Source organism: Bradyrhizobium sp. ISRA436 (assembly GCF_029910015.1).
GTDB lineage: Bacteria > Pseudomonadota > Alphaproteobacteria > Rhizobiales > Xanthobacteraceae > Bradyrhizobium.
This window is the reverse complement of record NZ_CP094519.1, coordinates 6,914,684-6,935,271: the sequence shown is the minus strand read 5'-3', so window position 1 is coordinate 6,935,271 and position 20,588 is coordinate 6,914,684. Positions and strand designations below refer to the sequence as shown.

The following is a 20,588-nucleotide window of genomic DNA, read 5'->3' as shown; positions in this document are numbered from 1 at the left end:
CGCATTCGCGCGACCCGTTGGCTCGCAAATGACGGCGCGGCCTTGGTCAATCGTCGAACATCTTCGGCGGCACGAACCCGCCGAAGTCGCGCTCGATCAGTTCGGCGAGCTTCAGGGGTGTGCGGTCTTCCAGCCAGGGGCCGACGATCTGCACGCCGATCGGCAAGCCGTCGGGCGCGAAGCCGGTCGGGATTGCGGTCGAGGGCAGACCGGGCAGGGTCGCGATCCCGGGCCAGGCGAGCTGGTCGGTGTAGACCTGCGGTTCGCCGTCGATCATGATCCGCCGCTGCTCCTGGTCGGGCGAATGATCGTGCGGATAGGCCGGGGTCGGCATGATTGGGCAGATCACCGCGTCGAACGGCTTGAACAGCTCGCGCCATTGCGCGCGCAGGCGAGCGCGGGCGCCGTCGGCGATCACCCAGTCGCGATGGCTGAGCGCGATGCCGCGCAGGCGCTCGGCCTGCAGGCTGGTGTTGCTGGCCGGCAGCGCCGCCGCTGCCGCGCATGCACCGGCATACACTTCCGGGGGGAAGGTTGCGCCGAGGAACGACAGCAGCATGCGCATATAGAGACGCGAGGAGGCCGCGAAATCCGGCAGCAACGGGCTCGAGCGCGAGACCTTGGCGCCGGCCTTGTCGAGGTTGCTGGCGAGCTTGTCGATCATGCCGCGGATCGTTTTGTCGGTCGGCAGCACCGGATCGGTGTCGATCACGAGAATACGGAAATCCTTCAGCGACGCATGCCGCGCAGCCGGCAGCTCGAGGCGGTAAGCCTTGCCCGCCTCCAGCGGATCGGGGCCGGCCATCACGTCAAGCAACAGCGAGAGGTCGGCGGCGCCGCGCGCCATCGGGCCGATCACCGAGAGATCACGGTCGAACGGCAGCGGCGGCAAAGGCGGCGGCGTGTGGCCGCGCGAGGGCAACAGCGCGAAGGTCGGCTTGTGCGCATAGATGCCGCAATGGAAGCCGGGCACGCGCAGCGAGCCGCCGATGTCAGAGCCGAGCGACAGCGCACCGTAACCTGTGGCCAGCGCCGCCGACGATCCGCCGGACGAGCCGCCCGGCGTACGGCCGAGATCGTAGGGATTGTTGGTGGTGCCGTAGACATCGTTGTAGCTCTGCCAGTCGGCGAGGTTGAGCGGTACGTTGGTTTTGCCGAGGATCACGCCACCGGCATCTTTCACCCGCGTGATCGAGAGCGCGTCTTCGACCGGGGTGAAATCCTTCTGTGCGGGATTGCCCCAGGTCGTCGGCAATCCTGCGACATTGAAGGATTCCTTCACGGTCATCGGGATGCCGAGCAGCGGCCGGTGCTCACCGCGCGCGATCGCGGCGTCGGCGGCGCGGGCCGCAGCAAGGCCGCGCTCGAAATCGCGCACGCAAATCGCGTTGATCTTGGTGTCATGGCGTTCGATGCGGCTGATCGCGTCCTCGGCCAGTTCGACGGCTGACACTTGCTTTGCCTTCAGCGCCGCCGACAGTTCGACGGCGGTCTTGAAACTCCATTGCGATTTGGCCATGGTGCGCTCCATTGTTCGGGCGTGATCATGCTCAGAATGGAGCAGGCGAGCAAGGCCAGCTTGATCGCAATTGCGCGGCCGGTCGAGAGCGTTTTCGGTTCTGATTGAATCAGAACCGAAGCTCAAGATTCTTGCTTTGACGCGTTTTCTTCACGCGAACCGGCATCCACTTCGCTCGAAAAAGCGCTCTAGTTTGGGAGCATGCGGTGCATGACGCGATCGCGGTAGATCAAGAGATGCGCCAGCGCCGCCGCGACGTGGAGGCCGATCAGAACCAGCAGAGACCATTCCGCGACCTGGTGCAGCCCGTCGATGGCCTTGTCGGCCGCGGCGTTGTCCGAGGCGAGCATCGGCAGCGGCAACATGTAGAAGAACGACACTGACCAGCCCCGGAACGATGCGAACAGCCAGCCGGTTACGGTCGTCGCCAGTACAAGCAGATAGAGCATCCAGTGCGCGACCCAAGCACCGATCCGCTGCCACGCTGGAAGCGACGGCTCGGCGAGGACCGGGTGTGTCAAGCGCCAGATCAATCGTAGCGCGATCAGGGCGAGGATCAGGATGCCGAACGAGATGTGGAACGTCATCGCGGCTCCTGGGGTCTGACCGCGATGGATGTCCGGCATCAGCCAGCCGATCGGATACTGCACGGCCAACAAGCCCACGATGGTCCAGTGGAAGAGCTTTGCGGTGGTGTCGTAGGACAGGCGGCTCATGGGTATTCCAGACGTGGAGGATTGGACCGATCCGAATAGGGCGTGGTACGTGCCGAAAGATACGCCATCGGATTGATCGGGCCGTTCGCGCTTGTGCGCTCTCCCGAACTCTCCCTGGCTCCGGGTACCGGAAACGCATAGCCGATAATGGTCTTGACGACGAATCGGTCAGAGGCCGGCGTGAGGCCGTAGCCGATGCCGAAATCGACGTCGACATCGCCGAGCTTGAAATCGGTCACCGCGAACAGCGTATGCTGTTGCTTGGCGAGCGGACTGAAGTCGCCGATCTTGCCGAAGTAGGCGTAATATTCGAGGCCGACATACACATCGTCCTTCAGCTTGCGCGCCACGCGGGCGGCCGGTGCGAAATCCGCCTCGCCATATTTGCCGAAGCCGACATCGATGATCGGGTTGACGATGAATTCATAGTCCTCGTTGCGCACGCCGATGATCGGCCGGATCTCGAGAACCCCAGCGAGTCTGCGCAAATTTCGGCATCTCGTAGCTGAGTTCGAAATTGACGCCGTAGAACAGGTTGCGCTTGTCGGCGTTCGGCGAGACGAACAGCGTGCGCAGCTTGAAGGCATCGGACAGGAACTGCCGGTCCTGCACGGAAAACGGCAGATAGAGTCCGACCTCCCACCAGTCGGTCATGCCATAGGCGAATTCCGGCGTGCCGTTGAGGCTGTGGTTGGAGCGAAAGCCGCCGCGGAAGGGTGGGTCCTTCTGCCCGATACCGACATAGTTGAGGTGCTGTTGGACGGTGAACTGGCCAGGCTCGGCGATGCCGGCATTGTAGACCTGGATCTCGTCGGTTGCCTTCGCACTACGGTTGCATCCGAGCGCGGCCAGCATGGTCAGCGCGGCGCCGGCCAGGAATCCGTGTTGGCTGAGACTGCACATCGGCAATCTTCTCTACGCCGCTCCGATCAATATGCCGACGGCCAGCACGATCGCGCCGCCGAGCACGATCTGGAACACCGCCTGCAGGAACGGCGTGTCCATGTAGCGTGCGCGGATGAAGGCAATCGCCCACAACTCGAAGAATACGACGATGCCGGAGATCGCGGTCGCGATCCAGAATGCATTCGGCCAGGAGTCGGGAACGAGATAGGGAATTGTGTGGCCCAATCCGCCGAACGTCGTCATCAGGCCGCAGGTGAGCCCACGCAGCCAGGGCGAGCCGCGCCCGGTCAGCGAGCCGTCGTCGGACAACGCTTCCGCAAAGCCCATGCTGATGCCGGCGCCGATCGAGGCGGCAAGGCCGACCAGAAAGGTCTGGAAGTTGTGATGCGTGGCGAAGGCGGCGGCGAACAGCGGCGCCAATGTCGAGACCGAGCCGTCCATCAATCCGGCGAGGCCCGGCTGCACATATTGCAGCACGAACATCCGCCGCCGTGTGCGATCTTCCGCCGCGCGCACGTCGGGCTTGAGGATCTCGCCGGTCAATTGGACCGCGAGCTTCTCGTGGCTCCTCTCTTCCTCGGCGAGATCGCCGAGCAGGCGGCGCACCCCGACATCCTCGGCCTTTTCGGCGGCCTTGGCGTAGAAGCGCTCGGCCTCCAGCTCCATGGTCTCGACTTCCTTGCGGATGGTGTCGAGCGGCAGGTTCTTGGTGAGCCAGATCGGTCGGCGACGCAGGAATCCCTTGACGTCCTCGCGCCGGATCGGCGGCAGGTGCGGGCCGAAGCGTTGCTCGTAGGTTTCGAGCAGCCGGTGGCGATGGCCGCGCTCCTCCTCCGCCATTTCCTCGAAAATCTTCGCCGTATCAGGGTAGCGGCCCGCGAGGTCCTCGGCGAATGTCATGTAGATGCGGCTGTCCTCCTCTTCGGAGGCAATTGCGACCGCCAACACCTCGCGCTCGGTCAAATCGGCGAAATTCTTCACGGTGGCGCTCTATAGATTAGAATTAGAATAATTCTAATCTATAGAGGGTTGCCACCGCCAGGTCAAATAAGGGCGATCGCCGCGGCGGCGCCGGTCCGCGGACAGATGCGAGCAAAGAACACACGCTAGGACAACGAGATAAGTCGGTCGGCGTCGTTATTCCGCTGTGCCGGCTTCTCGCAGGAATGTGAGCAGCAGGCGGCTCACCTCCTTGGGCTGCTCCTGCTGCACCCAATGGCCGGCGCCGTCGACGAGGTGGCAGCCGATCATCCGCGTGCAGGCTCTCGTCTGCATTGCCTCGTAGACGCCGGGCCGCTGATACGTGCCCCAATCCTGCCTGCCCGAGATGAACGCGGAGGGCACGTCGATGGTGCGTCCGCTCCACGTCTGCAATTCCGGCACGAATGCGCCCGAGGTGCCGCAGCGATACCATTGCAGCCCGCCCTGGAAGCCGGTGCGCCGATATTCGGCGCTGTAATAGGCAAGCTCGTGGTCCGGCAGCCATTTGTTGGCGGCGATCGCCTCGCGCGAGGGCATCTCCTCGGCGACCGTCGCCGCCATGTCCTTGGCGAGATCCATCACGTAGTAGGTCGGCAGCTTGGCGAGCTCGTCCGCCGACCATGATTCTAGCGGATAGGGTTTGTTGTCCGTCCAGTCCGCGCTCTTGTGGTGGTAGTAGGCGCGCAGGAAATCGTGCACGCCTTGCGGCGCGCGATGCATGTCGCCATTGGCCTCGCGCGTCGAATAGTACCATTGATAGTGCTTGCGCGGCCGCGGCAGGACCGCCAGCTCCCGGTGCACGGGATCCTCGCCCGCCAGCTTCGCCGGCGCGTTCGCAATGTTGAACGGCAGCGCCGGCGGTCCGGCAAACGGCGCGCTCATCATCACCACCGCGCGGAATACGTCGGGCCGGATCAATGCGCACCACGCCGCGACCGACGAGCCGAAATCGTGCCCGATCACGGCATCGACGCTCTTGTAGCCGAACGCGGCCACCAGCCCGAGCGCATCGCGCACCAGGTTCGGCAGCCGGAACGGCGCGAGATCGCCGTCGTAATCTGCACTCCAGCCCGTGGTGCGGCCATAGCCGCGCTGGTCCGGCGCGATCACGTGATAGCCGGCCGCGGCGAGCGCCGGCAGCACCTTGCGCCACGAGAAGGCGAGCTCGGGGAAACCGTGCAGCAGCAACAGGCACGGCCGGCCCGGCGTCTCGAAGCCGGCCTCCAGCACGTGCATGGTGAGGCCGTTGATGCCGTCGACATAACGCGAGCGGATCGTGGAGGGGAGCGGGACGTCGGGGAGTGCTTCCATCGTGCAGACCACCTTGATCAACATCGCCGCGGATGCAGCGCATGTGACTGTACGCCGGCGGCCATTGAATGCTACCTGTTTGCCTTGTAGCGGGCGAGGACGAGAAGTTCGAGCGATCGGCCTCTCAGGGCGAACGATAGCAACTCTGTTCAAGGGATGCATGCCGCATGCGTTGTGCAAGGAGCAGAAGTTTGTCCCGCCTCGTTGCGATGATCGTGGCCGCGAGCCTGTTGCTTGCGTCCGTCGCCCATGCAGCCGACCTCAAGGAGCTGACCGAAAAGCTGCCGCGCGCCTTTATCGGCGAGTTTCTTTGGGATGGCGACAAGACGGTGCAGAATGTCGTTTTCACCTTTGACAAGGTGCGGGCCCTGAACGAGCAAAATGCGGAGGCGAGCGGCTGCGGGGCGTATCAGGTTGGGCGCGAGGTGACGACGATCAAGATTCGCATGTTCGTCAGGTTGCCGGATCTGCAGGTCGAGATTTTCGAGCAGCCGCCGGAGGACGGCACGGCATTCGAGACCGGCGGCAGCCATCGCGGCAAGCTGTCCGACGACCTGCAAAGAATCGATGCGCAATGGACCACCACGGCGTCCGGCCAGCAGGGACAATTGCATCTGCACGCGGCGTCGTCCGCCGCCTGCGAGCCGGCGGCTTCGATTTAGGAAGGCGTCCCGGAGAGTCGCCATGACAACGGTGGCGCCTCAAGGGCGATGCGCCGCATCCTTCACCCTCCCCCGGTTCGCATTTGGCTTCGCTACATGCGAACCGGCCCCCCTTTCTGGGGAGGGCAGCGCAATCACGCCTTCACCGCCGGCTTCGGCCAATAGCGGTCGCGCAAGTGGCGCTTCACCAGCTTGCCGGTCGGCGTGCGCGGCAGCTCGGCCTCGAAGTCGATACTCTTCGGGCATTTGATCGGCGACAGATGCGTGCGGCAGAACGCGATCAGCTCGGCCTCCAGATCCTTGCCGGCCTTCGTCATGTCGTGCGGCTGCACCACCGCCTTGACCTCCTCGCCCATCTCCTCGTTCGGCACGCCGAACACCGCGACGTCGGAGACGGCGGGATGCGTGATCAGCACGTCCTCGGTCTCCTGCGGATAGATGTTCACGCCGCCGGAGATGATCATGTAGCTCTTGCGGTCAGTGAGATAGAGGAAGCCCTCGTCATCGAGGTAACCGACATCGCCGAGCGTCGACCAGCCCTTGGCGTTGTAGGCGCGCTTCGTCTTCTCGGAATCGTTGTGATAGGAGAACACCGGCGCGTCGGCGAAATAGACTTGGCCGATCTGGCCGGTCGGCGCTTCCTGATCGTTCTCGTCCAGGATCTTGACTTTGCCGACCACGGCGCGGCCGACCGTGCCGCGATGCGTCAGCCATTGCTGCGAGGTCGAGACCGTGACGCCGTTGCCTTCGGAACCAGCGTAATACTCGATCAGGATCGGGCCCCACCAGTTGATCATTCTCGCCTTCACATCGACCGGGCAGGGCGCCGCCGCGTGGATCGCGCCCTTCAGCGACGAGACGTTGTAGCGGGCGCGGACCTCGTCGGGCAGCTTCAGCATGCGCACGAACATGGTCGGCACCAGCTGCGACTGCGTGACCTTGTATTTCTCGACGAGCTTCAGGAATTCCTCGGCGTCGAAATGCTCCATGATCACGGAGGTGCCGCCGAGCACGATCGCCATCATGTTGAAGCGCAAGGGGGCCGCGTGATAGAGCGGCGCCGGCGACAGATAGATGCTGTCTGCATTCATGCCGCACATGTCGCCGCACAGAATGCGCAGGAACGGGTTCGGCACGTCGATCCGGTTGCCCTCGAACTCCTTCTTGATGCCCTTCGGGCGCCCGGTGGTGCCGGACGAATAGAGCATGTCGTAGCCCGCGACCTCGTCCGCGATCGGTGTGGTTGGCTGCGCGGCGGCCTCCTTGTCATAGGAGCGGAAGCCAGTCGCCGGCTCGTCCATCATGTAGAACAGCGGTTCGCCCGGCTCGCCCTTGATCAGGCCCTTGACCTTGTCGGCGCATTGCGGCGTGGTGATGAAGACCTTGGCGCCGCAATCCTTGATGATGTAGGCGATCTCCTCCTCGGTCAGGTAGCGGCTGATCGCGGTGTAATAGAGTCCGCTCCGCTGCGCCGCCCAGCACAGCTCCATGAAGGCGAGGCGGTTTTCCATCAACAGCGCGATATGGTCGCCAGCTTTCAGGCCGAGCGCGCGGAACAGATGCGCGCCCTGGTTCGAGAGTTCGTCGAGCTCGCGATAGGTGATCGCCTTGCCGGTGCCGGCCATCTGATAGGCGATCTTGTCAGGCGTGTTGCGTGCGTGGACAGACGGATGGGTCACAGACGTTTCCTCGTGTGTTCAACATGAAAATGGCGAGCAGGAAGCGCACTCCCTGCTCGCCAGTCGTCAATCGCTTCTTCTTGTTCTTAGAGACGCTCGACGATGGTGACGTTCGCCATGCCGCCGCCTTCGCACATGGTCTGCAGGCCCCAGCGCCTGTTGCGCTGCTTCAGCGCGTTGACCAGCGTCGTCATCAGCTTAGTGCCGCTGCCGCCGAGCGGATGGCCGAGCGCGATCGCGCCGCCATTAACGTTGAGCCGGGCCGGATCGGCGCCCGTCGTCTTCAGCCATGCGGTCGGCACCGAAGCGAACGCCTCGTTGACCTCGAACAGGTCGATGTCGTCGATCTTCATGCCGGCCTTCTTCAGTGCGCGCTCGGTGGCGGGCAGCGGCGCTTCCAGCATGATCACCGGGTCATGGCCGATCATGGTCATGTGGTGGATGCGCGCCATCGGCTTGACGCCGAGGGCCTTCAGGCCCTTCTCGTTGACGACCATCACGCCGGAGGCGCCGTCGCAGATCTGGCTGGCGCTGGCGGCGGTGAGCTTGCCGTTCTCGGCGATCAGCTTGACGCCCTTGATGCCCTCGAGGCTAACGTCGAAGCGGATGCCTTCGTCGATGTGATGGGTATCGGTCGAGCCGTCGGCGCGGGTGATCTTCACCGGCACGATCTCGTCCTTGAAGTGGCCGGCTTGGGTCGCCGCGATCGCGCGCTGATGGCTGTTGTAGGAATATTCGTCGAGCTCGTCCTTCGACAGGCCGTACTTCTCCGCCATCATTTCCGCGCCGGTGAACTGGCTGAAGACGATGTTGGGATACTTCGCTTCGATCCCTGGGCTCTTGTAGTGGCCGAAGCCGTTCTTGGCCGGCAGCGAGGAGGCGAGCCCCATCGGCACGCGGGTCATCGATTCCACGCCGGCGGCGATCACGCAATCCATGGTGCCGCTCATCACCGCCTGCGCCGCGAAGTGCAGCGCCTGCTGCGACGAACCGCACTGGCGGTCGATCGAGGTCGCGGGCACGCTTTCCGGCAGCTTCGAGGCCATCACCGCGTTGCGGGCGATGTTGTTGGACTGCTCGCCGGCCTGCATCACGCAGCCCATGATCACGTCCTCGACCTGCACGGGGTCGACGCCGGTGCGCTCGACGAGCGAGTCCAGCACGGTGGCGGCCAGATCGGCCGGATGCCAGCCGGCAAGACGCCCTCCCTTGCGGCCGCCGGCGGTGCGGGCGGCGGCGACGATATATGCCTCGGCCATGTCTGATCTCCCTGATGTTCTGGATTGGCGTGGTTCAAAGATGGGCCGGATTTAATGGGCGGTCCCGCATTTAGTCAATCAATCAATTAACTCTTGAGTGCAGCCCCGCCATGGGCTTATGTGCGGCCTCGACGTGCCGACAGCCCCAGGACCAGAGCGCAGTTGAATACCAGCATACCGACGAGACTTCCGGCCGGCAGAAATGCCACTGCCGACAAGCTATTGGTCGCAGCCAGCGAGCTGATGATCGAGCGCGCGTCGATCGATGTCTCGTTGTCCGACATCGCGCAGAAGTCCGGCGTCAACGCCGCGCTCGTGAAGTATCATTTCGGCAACAAGGACGGGCTGTTGCTGGCGCTGCTGGCCCGCGACGCCGCGACCGAAATGTCGCAGCTTGAATATCTGCTAGCTCAGCCCATCACGCCGACCGCGAAGCTGCGCCTGCACATCGGCGGCATCATCCGCGCCTATCACCAGTTCCCCTACATGAACCGGCTGATCCACTATCTGCTGCACGAAAGCACGCCGCAGGCCGCCGACGAGGTGTCGAAATTCTTCGTCGCGCCGCTCTTGGATTTCCACCGCCGCCTGTTGGCCGAAGGCATCAAGGCCGGCGAGTTCCGCAAGATCGATCCGGTGCTGTTCTACACCAGCCTGATCGGCGCCTGCGATCACCTGTTCTTCGGCCGCCACGCGATGTCGCGTGCGGTCGGCGTCGGTCCGGTCACCGGCGAAGTCTGCCGCGATTACATCAAGCACATGGAAGCCTTGATCTTCGGCGGCGTGCTGAAAGAGAAGGAATTGCGAATGGCGAATAGCGAATAGCGAATAGCGAATGGAGTCAGGTCCTCCGTTCTACTCGCCATTGGCTACTCACCATTCGCCATAAGCAAGTCTAGAGAAGAAACGCTCAAGGAAAGGTTGTCCTCATGCAGTTGAAAGACGTTGCCGTTCTCATCACCGGCGGTGGCTCCGGTCTCGGTGCCGCGACCGCCCGCGCGATGGCCGCCAAGGGCGCCAAGATCGGCGTGATCGACCAGAACAAGGAGAATGCCGAGAAGGTCGCGGCGGAAGTGAAGGGCGTCGCCCTGCACGCCGACGTCACCGACGAAGAGGCGATCAAGGCAGCGATCGCCAAGGCCGAAGCCGCGCATGGCGTCGCACGTGTGCTGATGAATTGCGCCGGCATCGGCGGCTCGCAGCGCATCGTCGGCAAGGACGGCGTCTATCCGCTGGCGAAGTTCGTCCGCATCATCAACGTCAACCTGATCGGTACCTTCAACGTGCTCCGCCTGTTCGCCGAGCGCCTGGCGACCGAGGCGCCGATCGGCGAAGAGCGTGGCGTCGCGATCAACACCGCGTCCGTCGCCGCTTACGAGGGCCAGATCGGCCAGATTGCCTATTCGGCCTCGAAGGGCGGCGTCGTCGGCCTCACACTGCCGGCCGCGCGTGACCTCGCCAGCCTGAAGATCCGCGTCAATACCATCGCACCCGGCCTGTTCCTGACGCCGCTGCTGATGGGCCTCAACGAGGAAGCCCGCAAGAGCCTTGGCGCCCAGGTGCCGCATCCGGCCCGCCTCGGCGACGCCAGCGAATATGGCGCGCTCGCGGTGCACATCGTCGAGAACCCGATGCTCAACGGCGAAACCATCCGTCTCGACGGCGCCATCCGTATGGCTCCTCGATAGACGCGGACTCCGCTGCTTTGCCCTCCCCCTTGCGGAGGAGGGCGGCAGCGAAGGCTGCCGGGAGAGGGGTTCTCTCCGCGACCACCCGTCTCCGGAGTGAGCACGTGGCACGACCGCACATGCCCTCTCCCGCAAGGGGAGAGGGCGCATCAATTGGCACCGCATCCGCAGATGCAGGAGTAAGGCGTGTCTCAACCGCTGCTGATCGAACATCACGACGGGGTCGATTGGGTCACGCTCAATCGCCCGGAGAGCCTCAACGCGCTCGATCCTTCGCTGATCGATGCGCTCAACACTTACTTCCAGGGTCTGCAACGCAACCGTGATACGCGCGTCGTCGTGCTCAAGGGCGCCGGCGCCAATTTCTGCGCTGGGCTCGACCTCAAGCACGCGATGGCCCGCCGCGGTGGACAGGCCGAGCCGCCCGGCGTCACCGAATCGCTCGACTCGCAGCGCCGCATTGCCGACATCGTGATGCTGATGCGGCGCTGCCCGCAGCCGATCATCGCGCTGGTGCACGGCGCCGCGGCCGGCGGCGGCTTTGCGCTAGCGCTCGCCGCCGACATCCGCATCGTGGCCAAGAACGCGCGGATGAACTGCGCCTTCATCAAGCTCGGCTTAGGGGGCTGCGACATCGGCACCAGCTATTTCCTGCCGCGCCTCGTCGGCGTTTCCGTTGCCGCGGAATTGATCCTCACCGGACGCTTCATCCACGCCGATCGCGCGCTGGCCGTCGGCCTTGTGTCCGAAGTTGTCGACGTCGCCGATCTCGATACCGCCGCCAATTCTTATGTGGAGGCGATGATGACGGCGTCACCGGTGGGCCTGAGGCTGTCGAAGGAATGCCTCAACATGAGCGTCGATGCCGGCTCGATCGAGGCCGTGATTGCGATGGAGGATCGCAATCAGGTCCTGTGCAGCCGCTCGGAAGATTTCCAGGAGGGCATCAGGGCCTTTCTCGAGAAACGAAAGCCTGTCTATATCAGGCGCTGAGAACAGATCCTTCAAAGGACAAGAATTCCGGGAGACGCAAAATGGATGGGAGTGCGGCGGCGATGCTGACGAAGCCCGCCTTTCGCAAGGTGAACTGGCTGGCGCGAGACATCGCGGTCGAGCGACGCGACGACGGCACCGTCGTCCTGAAGTCGCGCATTCCGCTTCAGGCGTATGAGACGCATATTCCGGCCTATCTCGCCAAATGGGCGCAGCAGGCGCCGGAGCGGATTTGGCTCGCGCAGCGCGGCGGCCCTGACAGGCAGTGGCGCAAGATGTCCTATGGCGAGGCCAAGCGCACCGTCGATGCGCTGACGCAAGGGCTGCTCGATCTTGGCCTCGCGGAAGGCCGCCCGGTCGCGATCCTCTCAGGCAATTCGATCGAGCACGCGCTGATGACGCAGGCCGCGATGCAGGCGCGGCTGCCGGCGGCGCCGGTCTCGCCGGCCTACTCCCTGATGAGCCAGGATCACCTCAAGCTCAAATATCTGTTCAACCTGATCAAGCCCGCCGTCGTGATGGTGCAGGACGGACCCGCCTTCGAGAAGGCGCTGAAGGCGCTCGACCTCTCAGGCATCACCGTCGTCCACGTGCAGCGTCCCTGCGAGGGCATCAGGAGCGTGGCCTTTGCCGATCTTGCCGCGACGCCGGTAACGGCTGCGGTCGCGCAGTCGATCGCGATGATCACGCCTCAGACCGTCGGCAAGTTGTTGTTCACCTCCGGCTCGACCGGCATGCCCAAGGCCGTCATCAACACCCAGGAGATGATGTGCGCCAATGCGGCGATGATGATGCAGGTGCGTCCGCGTGAAGCCAATGGTCCGATCCCGACCATGCTCGACTGGATGCCGTGGAATCACACCATGGGCGGCAACGCCGCGTTCCATCCCATCCTCGTCGACGGCGGCACGCTCTATATCGACGACGGCCGGCCGATGCCGGGTCAGTTCGAGGAAACGATCAAGAACCTGCGCGAGGTGTCGCCGACCTATTACGCCAACGTGCCGGCCGGCTACGCCGCGCTGGCGACAGCGATGGAGAAGGACGACGCGCTGTGCCGCAGCTTCTTCAAGAACCTCTCGATCATGGCCTATGGCGGGGCGCGGCTGCCTGACGATCTCTATGATCGCATGCAGGCGCTCGCGGTGAAGACGACCGGCGAGCGCGTCGTGTTCTACACCGGCTGGGGCTCGACCGAGACCGCGCCGACCTCGACCGGCACCTACTGGGACACCGAGCGCGTCGGCCTGATCGGCCTGCCGTTCCCCGGCGTCGAATTGAAGATGGTGCCGTGCGGCTCGAAATATGAGCTACGGCTGCGCGGCGTCAACGTCACGCCCGGCTATTTCGGCCAGCCCGAGCTGACGAAGAAGATGTTCGACGACGAGGGCTTCTACTGCATCGGCGATGCCGGCGTGTTCGTCGATGCCGAGGATCCGCTGCAGGGCATCATCTTCGCCGGCCGCGTGGTCGAGGACTTCAAGCTGACGACCGGTACCTTCGTCCATGTCGGTTCGCTCCGCACCGATGCGATCGCGGCGGCGACGCCCGTGGTGCATGACGCACTGGTCACGGGCCAGGATCGTCCGTTCATCGGCTTGCTGTGCTGGCCGAACCTGCACGCGTGCCGCCAGCTTGTCGGCAACGCGGATGCGACCTTCGAGGATGTGATCCGGCATCCCGAGGTGATCGCGCGGCTCAAGACGGGGCTGCAGGCGCATAATTCCTCGACCACCGGCAGCAGCATGCGCGTCGCGCGCGCGATGCTGATGGTCGAGCCGCCGTCGATCGACGGCAATGAACTCACCGACAAGGGTTACATCAACCAGCGCGCCGGCCTCGAGCGCCGCGCCGCGCTGGTGGACAGGCTTTACGCCGACCAGCCCGGCGATGAGGTGATCATTTTGAACTGACCGTAGGATGGGTAGAGCGCAGCGAAACCCATCATCTCCAACCAAGATATCGATGGGTATCGCTTCGCTCCACCCATCCTACGAAGCCAAAGTAACAACAGCAACGCGGGTAAGCGCCATGAATTTCGATTTCTCCGACGAACAGAAGCAGATGCGCGACGAGGCGCGGAAATTCCTTTCCGAACAGTGCCCGCCCAAGGCTGTTCGCGAAGTGCTCGACGGCAAAGCGTCCTACGACAAGGCGCTCTGGAAGGGCCTCGCCGAGATGGGCTTCCTCGGCGTCGCGATTCCGGAGAAGTTCGGCGGCGCGGGGGCCGGCCATCTCGAGCTTTGCGTGATCGCCGAGGAAATGGGCCGCGCGCTGGCGCCGGTGCCGTTCTCATCCACGGTCTATCTCGCGGCCGAAGCGATCCTTATTGCAGGCTCGGATGCGCAGAAGCAGAAGTGGCTGCCGAAGATCGCGAGCGGTGAAGCCATTGGCACGCTGGCGCTGTTCGAGGGCAAGGGAAATCCGTCACCGAAGGCGATCAAGCTCACTGCCAATGGCGGCGCGCTCAACGGCGTCAAGAAGCCTGTACCCGATGGCGCGATCGCCGATTTTGCTGTGGTCGCCGCACGCACCGGATCGAGCGGTCGCGACTCCGACATCTCGCTGTTCATCGTCGATCTCAAGGCCGGCGGCGTCGAGGTCAAGCCGCTGACCAATATCGATCCGACCCGCGGCCAGGCCGAGATCACGTTCAAGGATGCAAAGGCCGAACCGCTTGGTGCTGCCGGCGAAGGCTGGGGCGTCATCACGCAGGTGCTCGACCGCGCCGCGGTGCTGATGGCCTTCGAGCAGGTCGGCGGCGCCGACCGCGCGCTGGAGATGGGCCGTGACTACGCGCTCGACCGTATCGCCTTCGGTCGCCCGATCGGCTCGTTCCAGGCGGTCAAGCACATGCTTGCGGACATGTATGTCTCGGCGACGCTGGCGCGCTCCAACTGCTACTACGGCGCCTGGGCGCTTTCGACCAATGCCGGCGAGCTGCCGGAAGCCGCCGCTGCCGCGCGCATCAGCGCGACGCAGGCGTTCCAGCACTGCGCCAAGAACAACATCCAGGTCCATGGCGGCATGGGCTTCACCTGGGAGTTCGACTGCCACATGTACTATCGCCGCGCCAACGCGGTGGCGCTCGGCCTTGGCAGCCTGTCCTATTGGGAAGACGCGCTGATCGATCGCATGCGCAAGAAGAACGCGGCGTAACCATACGAGTCGTCATTCCGGGATGCGCGAAGCGCAGACCCGGAATCCAGAGGTTTGGTTCGAGATTCCGGGTTCACGCTCCGCGTGCCCCGGAATGACGGGAAGAGAAGCGCCATGAATTTCGACGACACCCCGCAGGAGGCCGCGTTCCGCGCCGAGGCGAAAGCCTGGATCGCCGCCAATGCGCCGAAACAATATGAGGACGAGTTGCGCAAGGCCTCGCTCGGGCGCGTCCAGCTCAAGGGCGCCAACATTCTCGAGGTCGCGAAGGCCTGGCAGAAGAAGAAGGCCGAGGCCGGCTGGGCCTGCCTGCACTGGCCGAAGGAATATGGCGGCCGCGGCGCTTCCCCGATCGAGCGCGTGATCTGGCAGCAGGAGGAGGGCCCGTTCGGCCGCCTCAGCGCGATGTTCATCATCGGCCACGGCATGTGCGGCCCGACCATGATGGCGTTCGCGGGCGAGGAGCAGAAGCGCAAGTACCTGCCGCCGCTCGCTTCCGGCGAGAAGATCTGGTGCCAGTTGTTCTCCGAGCCCGCCGGCGGCTCCGACGTCGCAGGCCTGCGCACCCGCGCCGAGAAAGACGGCGACGAGTGGGTGATCAACGGTCAGAAGATCTGGACCTCGGGCGCGCACTATTCCGACTACGGCATCCTGCTCACCCGCACCGACCCGACCGTGCCGAAGCACAAGGGCCTCACCATGTTCTTCCTGGACATGAAGAGCCCGGGCGTCGAGGTCAGGCCGATCAAGCAGGCAAGCGGGGCGTCGGACTTCAACGAGGTCTATTTCACCGACGTCCGCATTCCCGACTCGCAGCGGCTCGGCAATGTCAATGACGGCTGGAACGTCTCGCTGACCACGCTGATGAACGAGCGCATGTCGATCGGCGCGGGCGTCGCGACCGGCTTCCCCGAGCTGTTCGACTTCTGCAGCAGCCTGATGCTGGAAGATGGTCCTGCGATCGAGAACCGCGCGGTGCGCTCCAAGCTTGCGAATTGGGCGGTGAAGGCCAGCGGGTTGAAATACACCAGCATGCGCGCGATCTCGGCGCTCTCCCGCGGCGAGCGTCCGGGGCCGGAGAACTCGATCGGCAAGCTGGTCGCCGGCTCGATGATCCAGGATGTCGCGGCTTACGCGCTCGACCTGCAGGGCGCCGCCGGCGCGCTGAACGGCCCGGAAGACGCCGAGGTCGCGGGCAAATTCCAGGCGATGCTGCTGCGCGCGCCCGGCACCCGCGTCGAGGGCGGCACCGACGAGATCATGCGCAACATCATCGCCGAGCGCGTGCTGGGCCTGCCCGGCGACATCAGGGTCGACAAGCACGTTCCCTTCAACAAGATCCCGACCAAGGGAAGACCTTAGAGACCCTCATCCTGAGGAGCCGCGAAGCGGCGTCTCGAAGGATGAGGCCACGGTCGGGCCTCATGGTTCGAGACGGCGCAAGCGCCTCCTCACCATGAGGAGAGAGTCACACAGGATTGGAAGCAAGAGGTTCGCCATGAATTTCGATGACACGCCGCAGGAAGCCGAGTTTCGCGCCACAGCCCGCAAGTGGATTGCGGCTAACGCGCCGAAGGAGTTCGAGGAAGAGCTCTCGAAGTCGTCGCTCGGCCGCATCAAGCTCGCCAAGCACGACATGGTCGAGGTCGGCAAGGCCTGGCAGAAGAAGAAGTCGGAGGGCGGCTGGGCCTGCCTGCACTGGCCGAAGGAATATGGCGGCCGTGGCGCGACCCCGATCGAGCGCGTGATCTGGCAGCAGGAGGAGGGCGTCTACGGCAAGCTGACGCAGCCGTTCCAGATCGGCGAGGGCATGTGCGGCCCGACCGTGATGGCCTGGGGCAGCGAGGAGGCCAAGCGCCGCTATCTGCCGAAGCTCGCGTCGGGCGAAGAGATCTGGTGCCAGCTGTTCTCCGAGCCGTCGGCCGGCTCCGACGTCGCAGGCCTTCGCACCCGCGCCGAGAAGAAAGGCGACAACTGGGTCGTCAACGGCCAGAAGATCTGGACCTCCGGCGCGCATTATTCCGACTACGGCCTGTTGATCGCGCGTACCGATCCCAATGTGCCCAAGCACAAGGGCCTCACGATGTTCTTCCTCGACATGAAGAGTCCCGGCGTCGAGGTCAGGCCGATCAAGCAGGCCAACGGCATGCAGGAGTTCAACGAGGTCTATTTCACCGACGTCGTGATATCAGACAGCCAACGGCTCGGGGCCGTTGGCGGAGGCTGGAGCGTGTCGCTGACCACGCTGATGAACGAGCGCATGTCGATCGGCGCGCGGCTTGCGACCGGCGTGCCTGAAATGTTCGAGTTCTGCTCCAACCTGATGCTGGAAGATGGGCTGGCGATCGACGACCCGGCGGTGCGCTCCAAGCTCGCGAGCTGGGCGGTGAAGGCGAGTGGGCTGAAATACACCAGCTACCGCGCGATCTCGGCGCTGTCGAAGGGCGAGCGTCCGGGACCGGAAAACTCGATCGGCAAGCTCGTCTCCGGCATGATGCTGCAGGATATCGCGACCTACGCGATGGACCTGGAGGGCGCGGCCGGCAGCCTCGCCGGCGACAGCGAGGAGCTGGCGCGCGGCCAGTTCCAGCAGATGCTGCTGTCGTCGCCCTCGATGCGCATCGCCGGCGGTACCGACGAGATCCTGCGCAACATCATCGCCGAGCGCGTGCTGGGGCTACCCGGCGACATCAGGGTCGACAAGGACGTGCCCTACAACAAGATCCCGACCAAGGGGCGCTGAGCATGGACGCCGCGACGAAGCCGCGTTACGCGACGGATGATCGCATCGGCGCGCTCGAGGAGCTGCTCAACGAGCGTTACTCGGTGCGCGCCTTCCTGCCGCGCGAGGTGCCGCGGGAGACGATCGAGCATGTGCTCAACGTGGCACAGCGCACCGCGTCCTGGTGCAACAGCCAGCCCTGGCAGGTGCTGATCGTCTCCGGCGAGGCCAAGGAGCGGTTCCGCAAGGCGATCTATGCGGAGGCGTCGCGCGGCCTCGGCGAGGACTACGATTTCACGCCGCCGCGTGAATATGTCGGGGTCTATCTGGAGCGCCGCCGCGAGAGCGGCTTCCAGCTCTACAATACGCTCGGCATTGCGCGCGGCGACAAGGCGGCCTATGCGAAGCAGGCGCTGGAGAATTACAATTTCTTCGGCGCGCCGCATGTCGCCGTGATCCACACCAACGAGCCGCTCGGCATCTATGGCGCGATCGATTGCGGCGGCTATGTCTCGAACTTCATGTTGGCGGCGCAGGCGCTCGGGCTCGGCACCATCCCGCAGGCGGCGCTGGCCCGTCACTCCGGCCTGATCCGCCGCCACTTCGATCTGCCCGACGATCGCCGCGTGGTTTGCGGCATTTCGTTCGGCTATGCTGACCATGCCCACAAGGTGAACAGCTATCGCACCTCGCGCGCCAAGGTGGCCGACACGGCGACATTCGTGGACAAGTAAGACGTTCAGGCTCGCCGAGCCTCGATCACCCGGCGCTGCGGCGCCGGTGCGTAGCGCGCGGCCATCGTCGCCGTCATCTCCGCCATCTTCTCGCGCAGCTCGGGCGGCTCGATCACCTCGGCCTCGGCGCCGAGGCGCAACAGCTCGGTGGCGGCATGCCACACGGTCTTGCCGACCGGCATGGTGGCGATCCGCCAGCCGTCCGCGTCGGCGGTCTCCGCAAGCTGCATCCGCGCCTTGACATAAGGATGGGCCAGCGCATCGAACAGCTTCAGGCCGAACGGCGACAGCCGCACCTTTGCCTGGTTCGGATGCAGCTCGGCCTCCAGCCGCTCGATCGAGGCGCGCCAGTAAGCGGCGAGGTCGAAGTCCGCCGGCCGCGTGAACGGGGTGTCCAGCGCAGTGCAATCCAGCACGCGCGCGACGCGATAGGTGCGCACATTGCCGTCGACCAGGCCGGCGAGATACCAGCTGCCGCCCTTCAGCACGAGGCCGAGCGGCGCCACGCGCCGGCGCTTCTCGGCCCTCCAGCTCTGGTAGCGGATCTCGATCAGGTTTTCGCGCAGCACCGCGCCAGCGATGGCGCGCAGATGCGTCGGCTCCTCGGTCTCGCCGAACCAGCCGGGCGCGTCGAGGTGGAAGCGCTGCTGCATCCCTCTGGCGTTGGGGCGCAGATGTTCCGGCAGCGCTGCCATCAGCTTGGTCTGTGCCGCCATCATCGCAGGCTCGAGGCCGAGCGCGGCCGCAGGCCCTGGCAGTCCCGCCATGAACAGCGCCTCGGCCTCGCCCTGCGACAGGCCGTTCAGCCGCACGCGATAGCCGTCGAGCAGCCGGTAGCCACCCTCGGCGCCGCGGTCGGCATAGACGGGGACGCCGGCGGCGGCGAGCGCGTCGATGTCGCGATAGATGGTGCGCACCGAGACCTCGCAGGCCTCGGCCAGCTCGGGCGCGGTGACCTGGCCCCGCGCCTGCAGGGTGGTGAGGATGGAAAACAGCCGGCTCGCACGCATGGCCGATCATACCTGACACAGGATGTCAGGTATAGGCGGGCATAACGGAGCCGCGACCCGAACGGCGCAAGGAGACTGCCCATGATCACCGCGACCACCACCGACCGCATCACGCTGTATTATTCGCCGCAGACCCGCGCCACCGGCGCGCGCGTGCTGCTTGAGGAACTCGGCGCGCCCTATGATCTCCACGTCCTCAACATGAAGGCGGGCGAGCAGCGCCAAAGTGCCTATCTTGCGATCAATCCGCTCGGCAAGGTGCCCGCGATCCGCCATGGCGGCGCGCTGGTCACCGAGCAGGTGGCGATCTTCATCTATCTCGCCGATCTGTTTCCGCAGGCCGGACTGACGCCCGCACTGAACGACCCGCGCCGCGGCTCTTATCTGCGCTGGATCGCCTATTACGGTTCGTCGTTCGAGCCGGCTTTGATCGACAAATTCATGAAGCGCGAGCCCGCGCCGGTCTCGCAGTCGCCCTATGCCGATTACGACACCATGCTGGGCGCGCTGGAATCGCAGCTTGCAAAAGGACCCTATCTGTTCGGCGAGGAGATCACCGCGGCCGACATCCTCTGGGGCATCGCCTTCAGCTGGACCATGATGTTCGGCCTCGTGCCGAAAAAGGACGTCTTCGTCCGCTACGCCGAGCGGATCACCGCGCGTCCGGCCTTCCAGCTGATATCGAAGGCCGACGACGAGATGGCCGCGCAGCACGCGGCGGCCGCGGGAGTGTGATAGAGCGTTGCGATGGCCAGGACGCTGCACACCACCAACTGCTTCAACACCTTCATCCGCGTCGCGGAGGATTGTCCGGCGCGCACCGGCGAGGAACCGCAGCCGCGCGGCGGCAATCCGACGGTCGCCACGCTGCAATATCGGATGATCGCAGGTGCGCCGTACAGATACACCTCCGACGACGTGGTGTTCGCGACGTCGGCGCCGGGCCGCGCGCTCGGCGCGAAGGCGACGAAGAGCGAGCGCAGCCTTGCCCGCGAGACGTTCTTCTCCAGGGGGCAGGCCTGCATGCGGGCTTCGCCGCTGGGCAAGCGTTTCGGCTGGGGCGTGCACGCCGATGCCGAGGGCCGCATCGCGATCTACGCCATCGACAGCAAGCGCTACCAGACGCTCGCCGCGGATACCAAGCTCACGCAGGTGCGGGCGATGCGATCCAAGCGGGCGTAGAAGGAGGCGGTTACGACCGTCATTGCGAGGAGCGATAGCGACGAAGCAATCCGTGCTTCCGCGTGTG

Annotated in this window: 20 protein-coding genes; 11 read left to right on the top strand and 9 right to left on the bottom strand. The window is 64.8% G+C overall.

Going from position 1 to position 20,588, the window contains the following annotated elements; translation table 11 throughout:
• Positions 1 to 46: 46 nt before the first annotated feature.
• The 6 genes from MTX23_RS32260 to MTX23_RS32235 all read right to left on the bottom strand — a co-directional run bounded on the left by MTX23_RS32260 (position 47) and on the right by MTX23_RS32235 (position 5,433).
• Positions 47 to 1,519, bottom strand: a complete 1,473-nt coding sequence (locus MTX23_RS32260; RefSeq protein ID WP_280974119.1) for an amidase — start codon at positions 1,517 to 1,519, stop codon at positions 47 to 49.
• Positions 1,520 to 1,707: 188 nt separating this feature from the next.
• Positions 1,708 to 2,235 (bottom strand): cytochrome b/b6 domain-containing protein, encoded by a 528-nt coding sequence (locus tag MTX23_RS32255; RefSeq protein WP_280974118.1) that lies wholly within the window; start codon positions 2,233 to 2,235, stop codon positions 1,708 to 1,710.
• A complete protein-coding gene (locus MTX23_RS32250; protein WP_280974117.1) occupies positions 2,232 to 2,723 on the bottom strand; it encodes a hypothetical protein in 492 nt (163 codons plus the stop codon). Before MTX23_RS32250 ends, MTX23_RS32255 begins: the two co-directional genes overlap by 4 nt.
• Positions 2,659 to 3,138, bottom strand: coding sequence for a hypothetical protein (locus tag MTX23_RS32245; protein WP_280974116.1), 480 nt, complete (start codon positions 3,136 to 3,138; stop codon positions 2,659 to 2,661). The genes MTX23_RS32250 and MTX23_RS32245 overlap by 65 nt, the downstream gene beginning before the upstream one ends.
• 12 nt (positions 3,139 to 3,150) lie before the next feature.
• Positions 3,151 to 4,122: an iron exporter MbfA gene (gene mbfA, locus MTX23_RS32240; protein WP_280974115.1), complete on the bottom strand. Its 972-nt coding sequence runs from the start codon at positions 4,120 to 4,122 to the stop codon at positions 3,151 to 3,153.
• 156 nt (positions 4,123 to 4,278) lie between these two features.
• Positions 4,279 to 5,433 carry an alpha/beta hydrolase gene (locus MTX23_RS32235; RefSeq protein WP_280978291.1) on the bottom strand — a complete coding sequence of 385 codons (1,155 nt, stop codon included), beginning with the start codon at positions 5,431 to 5,433 and terminating at the stop codon, positions 4,279 to 4,281.
• Between the two features lie 209 nt (positions 5,434 to 5,642).
• Between MTX23_RS32235 and MTX23_RS32230 the strand changes: the two genes are divergently transcribed.
• The gene (locus MTX23_RS32230) at positions 5,643 to 6,095 is read left to right on the top strand and encodes a hypothetical protein (RefSeq protein WP_280974114.1); all 453 of its coding nucleotides are present in this window, start codon (positions 5,643 to 5,645) and stop codon (positions 6,093 to 6,095) included.
• Between the two features lie 134 nt (positions 6,096 to 6,229).
• Here the strand turns inward: MTX23_RS32230 and MTX23_RS32225 are convergent, their stop codons facing one another.
• Together MTX23_RS32225 and MTX23_RS32220 are read right to left on the bottom strand one after the other, a co-directional pair.
• Entirely contained in the window at positions 6,230 to 7,774 is a 1,545-nt protein-coding gene (locus MTX23_RS32225; protein ID WP_280974113.1) for an acyl-CoA synthetase, read from the bottom strand.
• An 86-nt stretch (positions 7,775 to 7,860) separates the two neighbouring features.
• A complete protein-coding gene (locus MTX23_RS32220) occupies positions 7,861 to 9,033 on the bottom strand; it encodes an acetyl-CoA C-acetyltransferase (protein ID WP_280974112.1) in 1,173 nt (390 codons plus the stop codon).
• A gap of 162 nt (positions 9,034 to 9,195) precedes the next feature.
• Here MTX23_RS32220 and MTX23_RS32215 point away from each other — a divergent pair, with 162 nt between their 5' ends.
• The 8 genes from MTX23_RS32215 to MTX23_RS32180 all read left to right on the top strand — a co-directional run bounded on the left by MTX23_RS32215 (position 9,196) and on the right by MTX23_RS32180 (position 18,329).
• Positions 9,196 to 9,858 carry a TetR family transcriptional regulator gene (locus MTX23_RS32215; RefSeq protein ID WP_280974111.1) on the top strand — a complete coding sequence of 221 codons (663 nt, stop codon included), beginning with the start codon at positions 9,196 to 9,198 and terminating at the stop codon, positions 9,856 to 9,858.
• A 104-nt stretch (positions 9,859 to 9,962) separates the two neighbouring features.
• On the top strand, positions 9,963 to 10,721 hold the full coding sequence (locus tag MTX23_RS32210; protein ID WP_280974110.1) for an SDR family NAD(P)-dependent oxidoreductase: 759 nt from the start codon (positions 9,963 to 9,965) through the stop codon (positions 10,719 to 10,721).
• Between the two features lie 186 nt (positions 10,722 to 10,907).
• The gene (locus tag MTX23_RS32205; protein ID WP_280974109.1) at positions 10,908 to 11,714 is read left to right on the top strand and encodes an enoyl-CoA hydratase/isomerase family protein; all 807 of its coding nucleotides are present in this window, start codon (positions 10,908 to 10,910) and stop codon (positions 11,712 to 11,714) included.
• A 41-nt stretch (positions 11,715 to 11,755) separates the two neighbouring features.
• Entirely contained in the window at positions 11,756 to 13,627 is a 1,872-nt protein-coding gene (locus MTX23_RS32200; protein WP_280974108.1) for an AMP-binding protein, read from the top strand.
• A 118-nt stretch (positions 13,628 to 13,745) separates the two neighbouring features.
• The gene (locus MTX23_RS32195) at positions 13,746 to 14,873 is read left to right on the top strand and encodes an acyl-CoA dehydrogenase family protein (RefSeq protein WP_280974107.1); all 1,128 of its coding nucleotides are present in this window, start codon (positions 13,746 to 13,748) and stop codon (positions 14,871 to 14,873) included.
• A 114-nt stretch (positions 14,874 to 14,987) separates the two neighbouring features.
• Positions 14,988 to 16,235 carry an acyl-CoA dehydrogenase gene (locus MTX23_RS32190; protein ID WP_280974106.1) on the top strand — a complete coding sequence of 416 codons (1,248 nt, stop codon included), beginning with the start codon at positions 14,988 to 14,990 and terminating at the stop codon, positions 16,233 to 16,235.
• Between the two features lie 136 nt (positions 16,236 to 16,371).
• Entirely contained in the window at positions 16,372 to 17,616 is a 1,245-nt protein-coding gene (locus tag MTX23_RS32185; RefSeq protein ID WP_280974105.1) for an acyl-CoA dehydrogenase, read from the top strand.
• Between the two features lie 2 nt (positions 17,617 to 17,618).
• A complete protein-coding gene (locus tag MTX23_RS32180) occupies positions 17,619 to 18,329 on the top strand; it encodes a nitroreductase (RefSeq protein WP_280974104.1) in 711 nt (236 codons plus the stop codon).
• A 5-nt stretch (positions 18,330 to 18,334) separates the two neighbouring features.
• On the opposite strand, the gene MTX23_RS32175 is transcribed toward MTX23_RS32180, so the two are convergent.
• Positions 18,335 to 19,339 carry a YafY family protein gene (locus tag MTX23_RS32175; RefSeq protein ID WP_280974103.1) on the bottom strand — a complete coding sequence of 335 codons (1,005 nt, stop codon included), beginning with the start codon at positions 19,337 to 19,339 and terminating at the stop codon, positions 18,335 to 18,337.
• Between the two features lie 81 nt (positions 19,340 to 19,420).
• Here MTX23_RS32175 and MTX23_RS32170 point away from each other — a divergent pair, with 81 nt between their 5' ends.
• Together MTX23_RS32170 and MTX23_RS32165 are read left to right on the top strand one after the other, a co-directional pair.
• Entirely contained in the window at positions 19,421 to 20,074 is a 654-nt protein-coding gene (locus tag MTX23_RS32170; RefSeq protein ID WP_280974102.1) for a glutathione S-transferase family protein, read from the top strand.
• Between the two features lie 12 nt (positions 20,075 to 20,086).
• Positions 20,087 to 20,521, top strand: coding sequence for a DUF6157 family protein (locus tag MTX23_RS32165; protein ID WP_280974101.1), 435 nt, complete (start codon positions 20,087 to 20,089; stop codon positions 20,519 to 20,521).
• Positions 20,522 to 20,588: the final 67 nt, after the last annotated feature.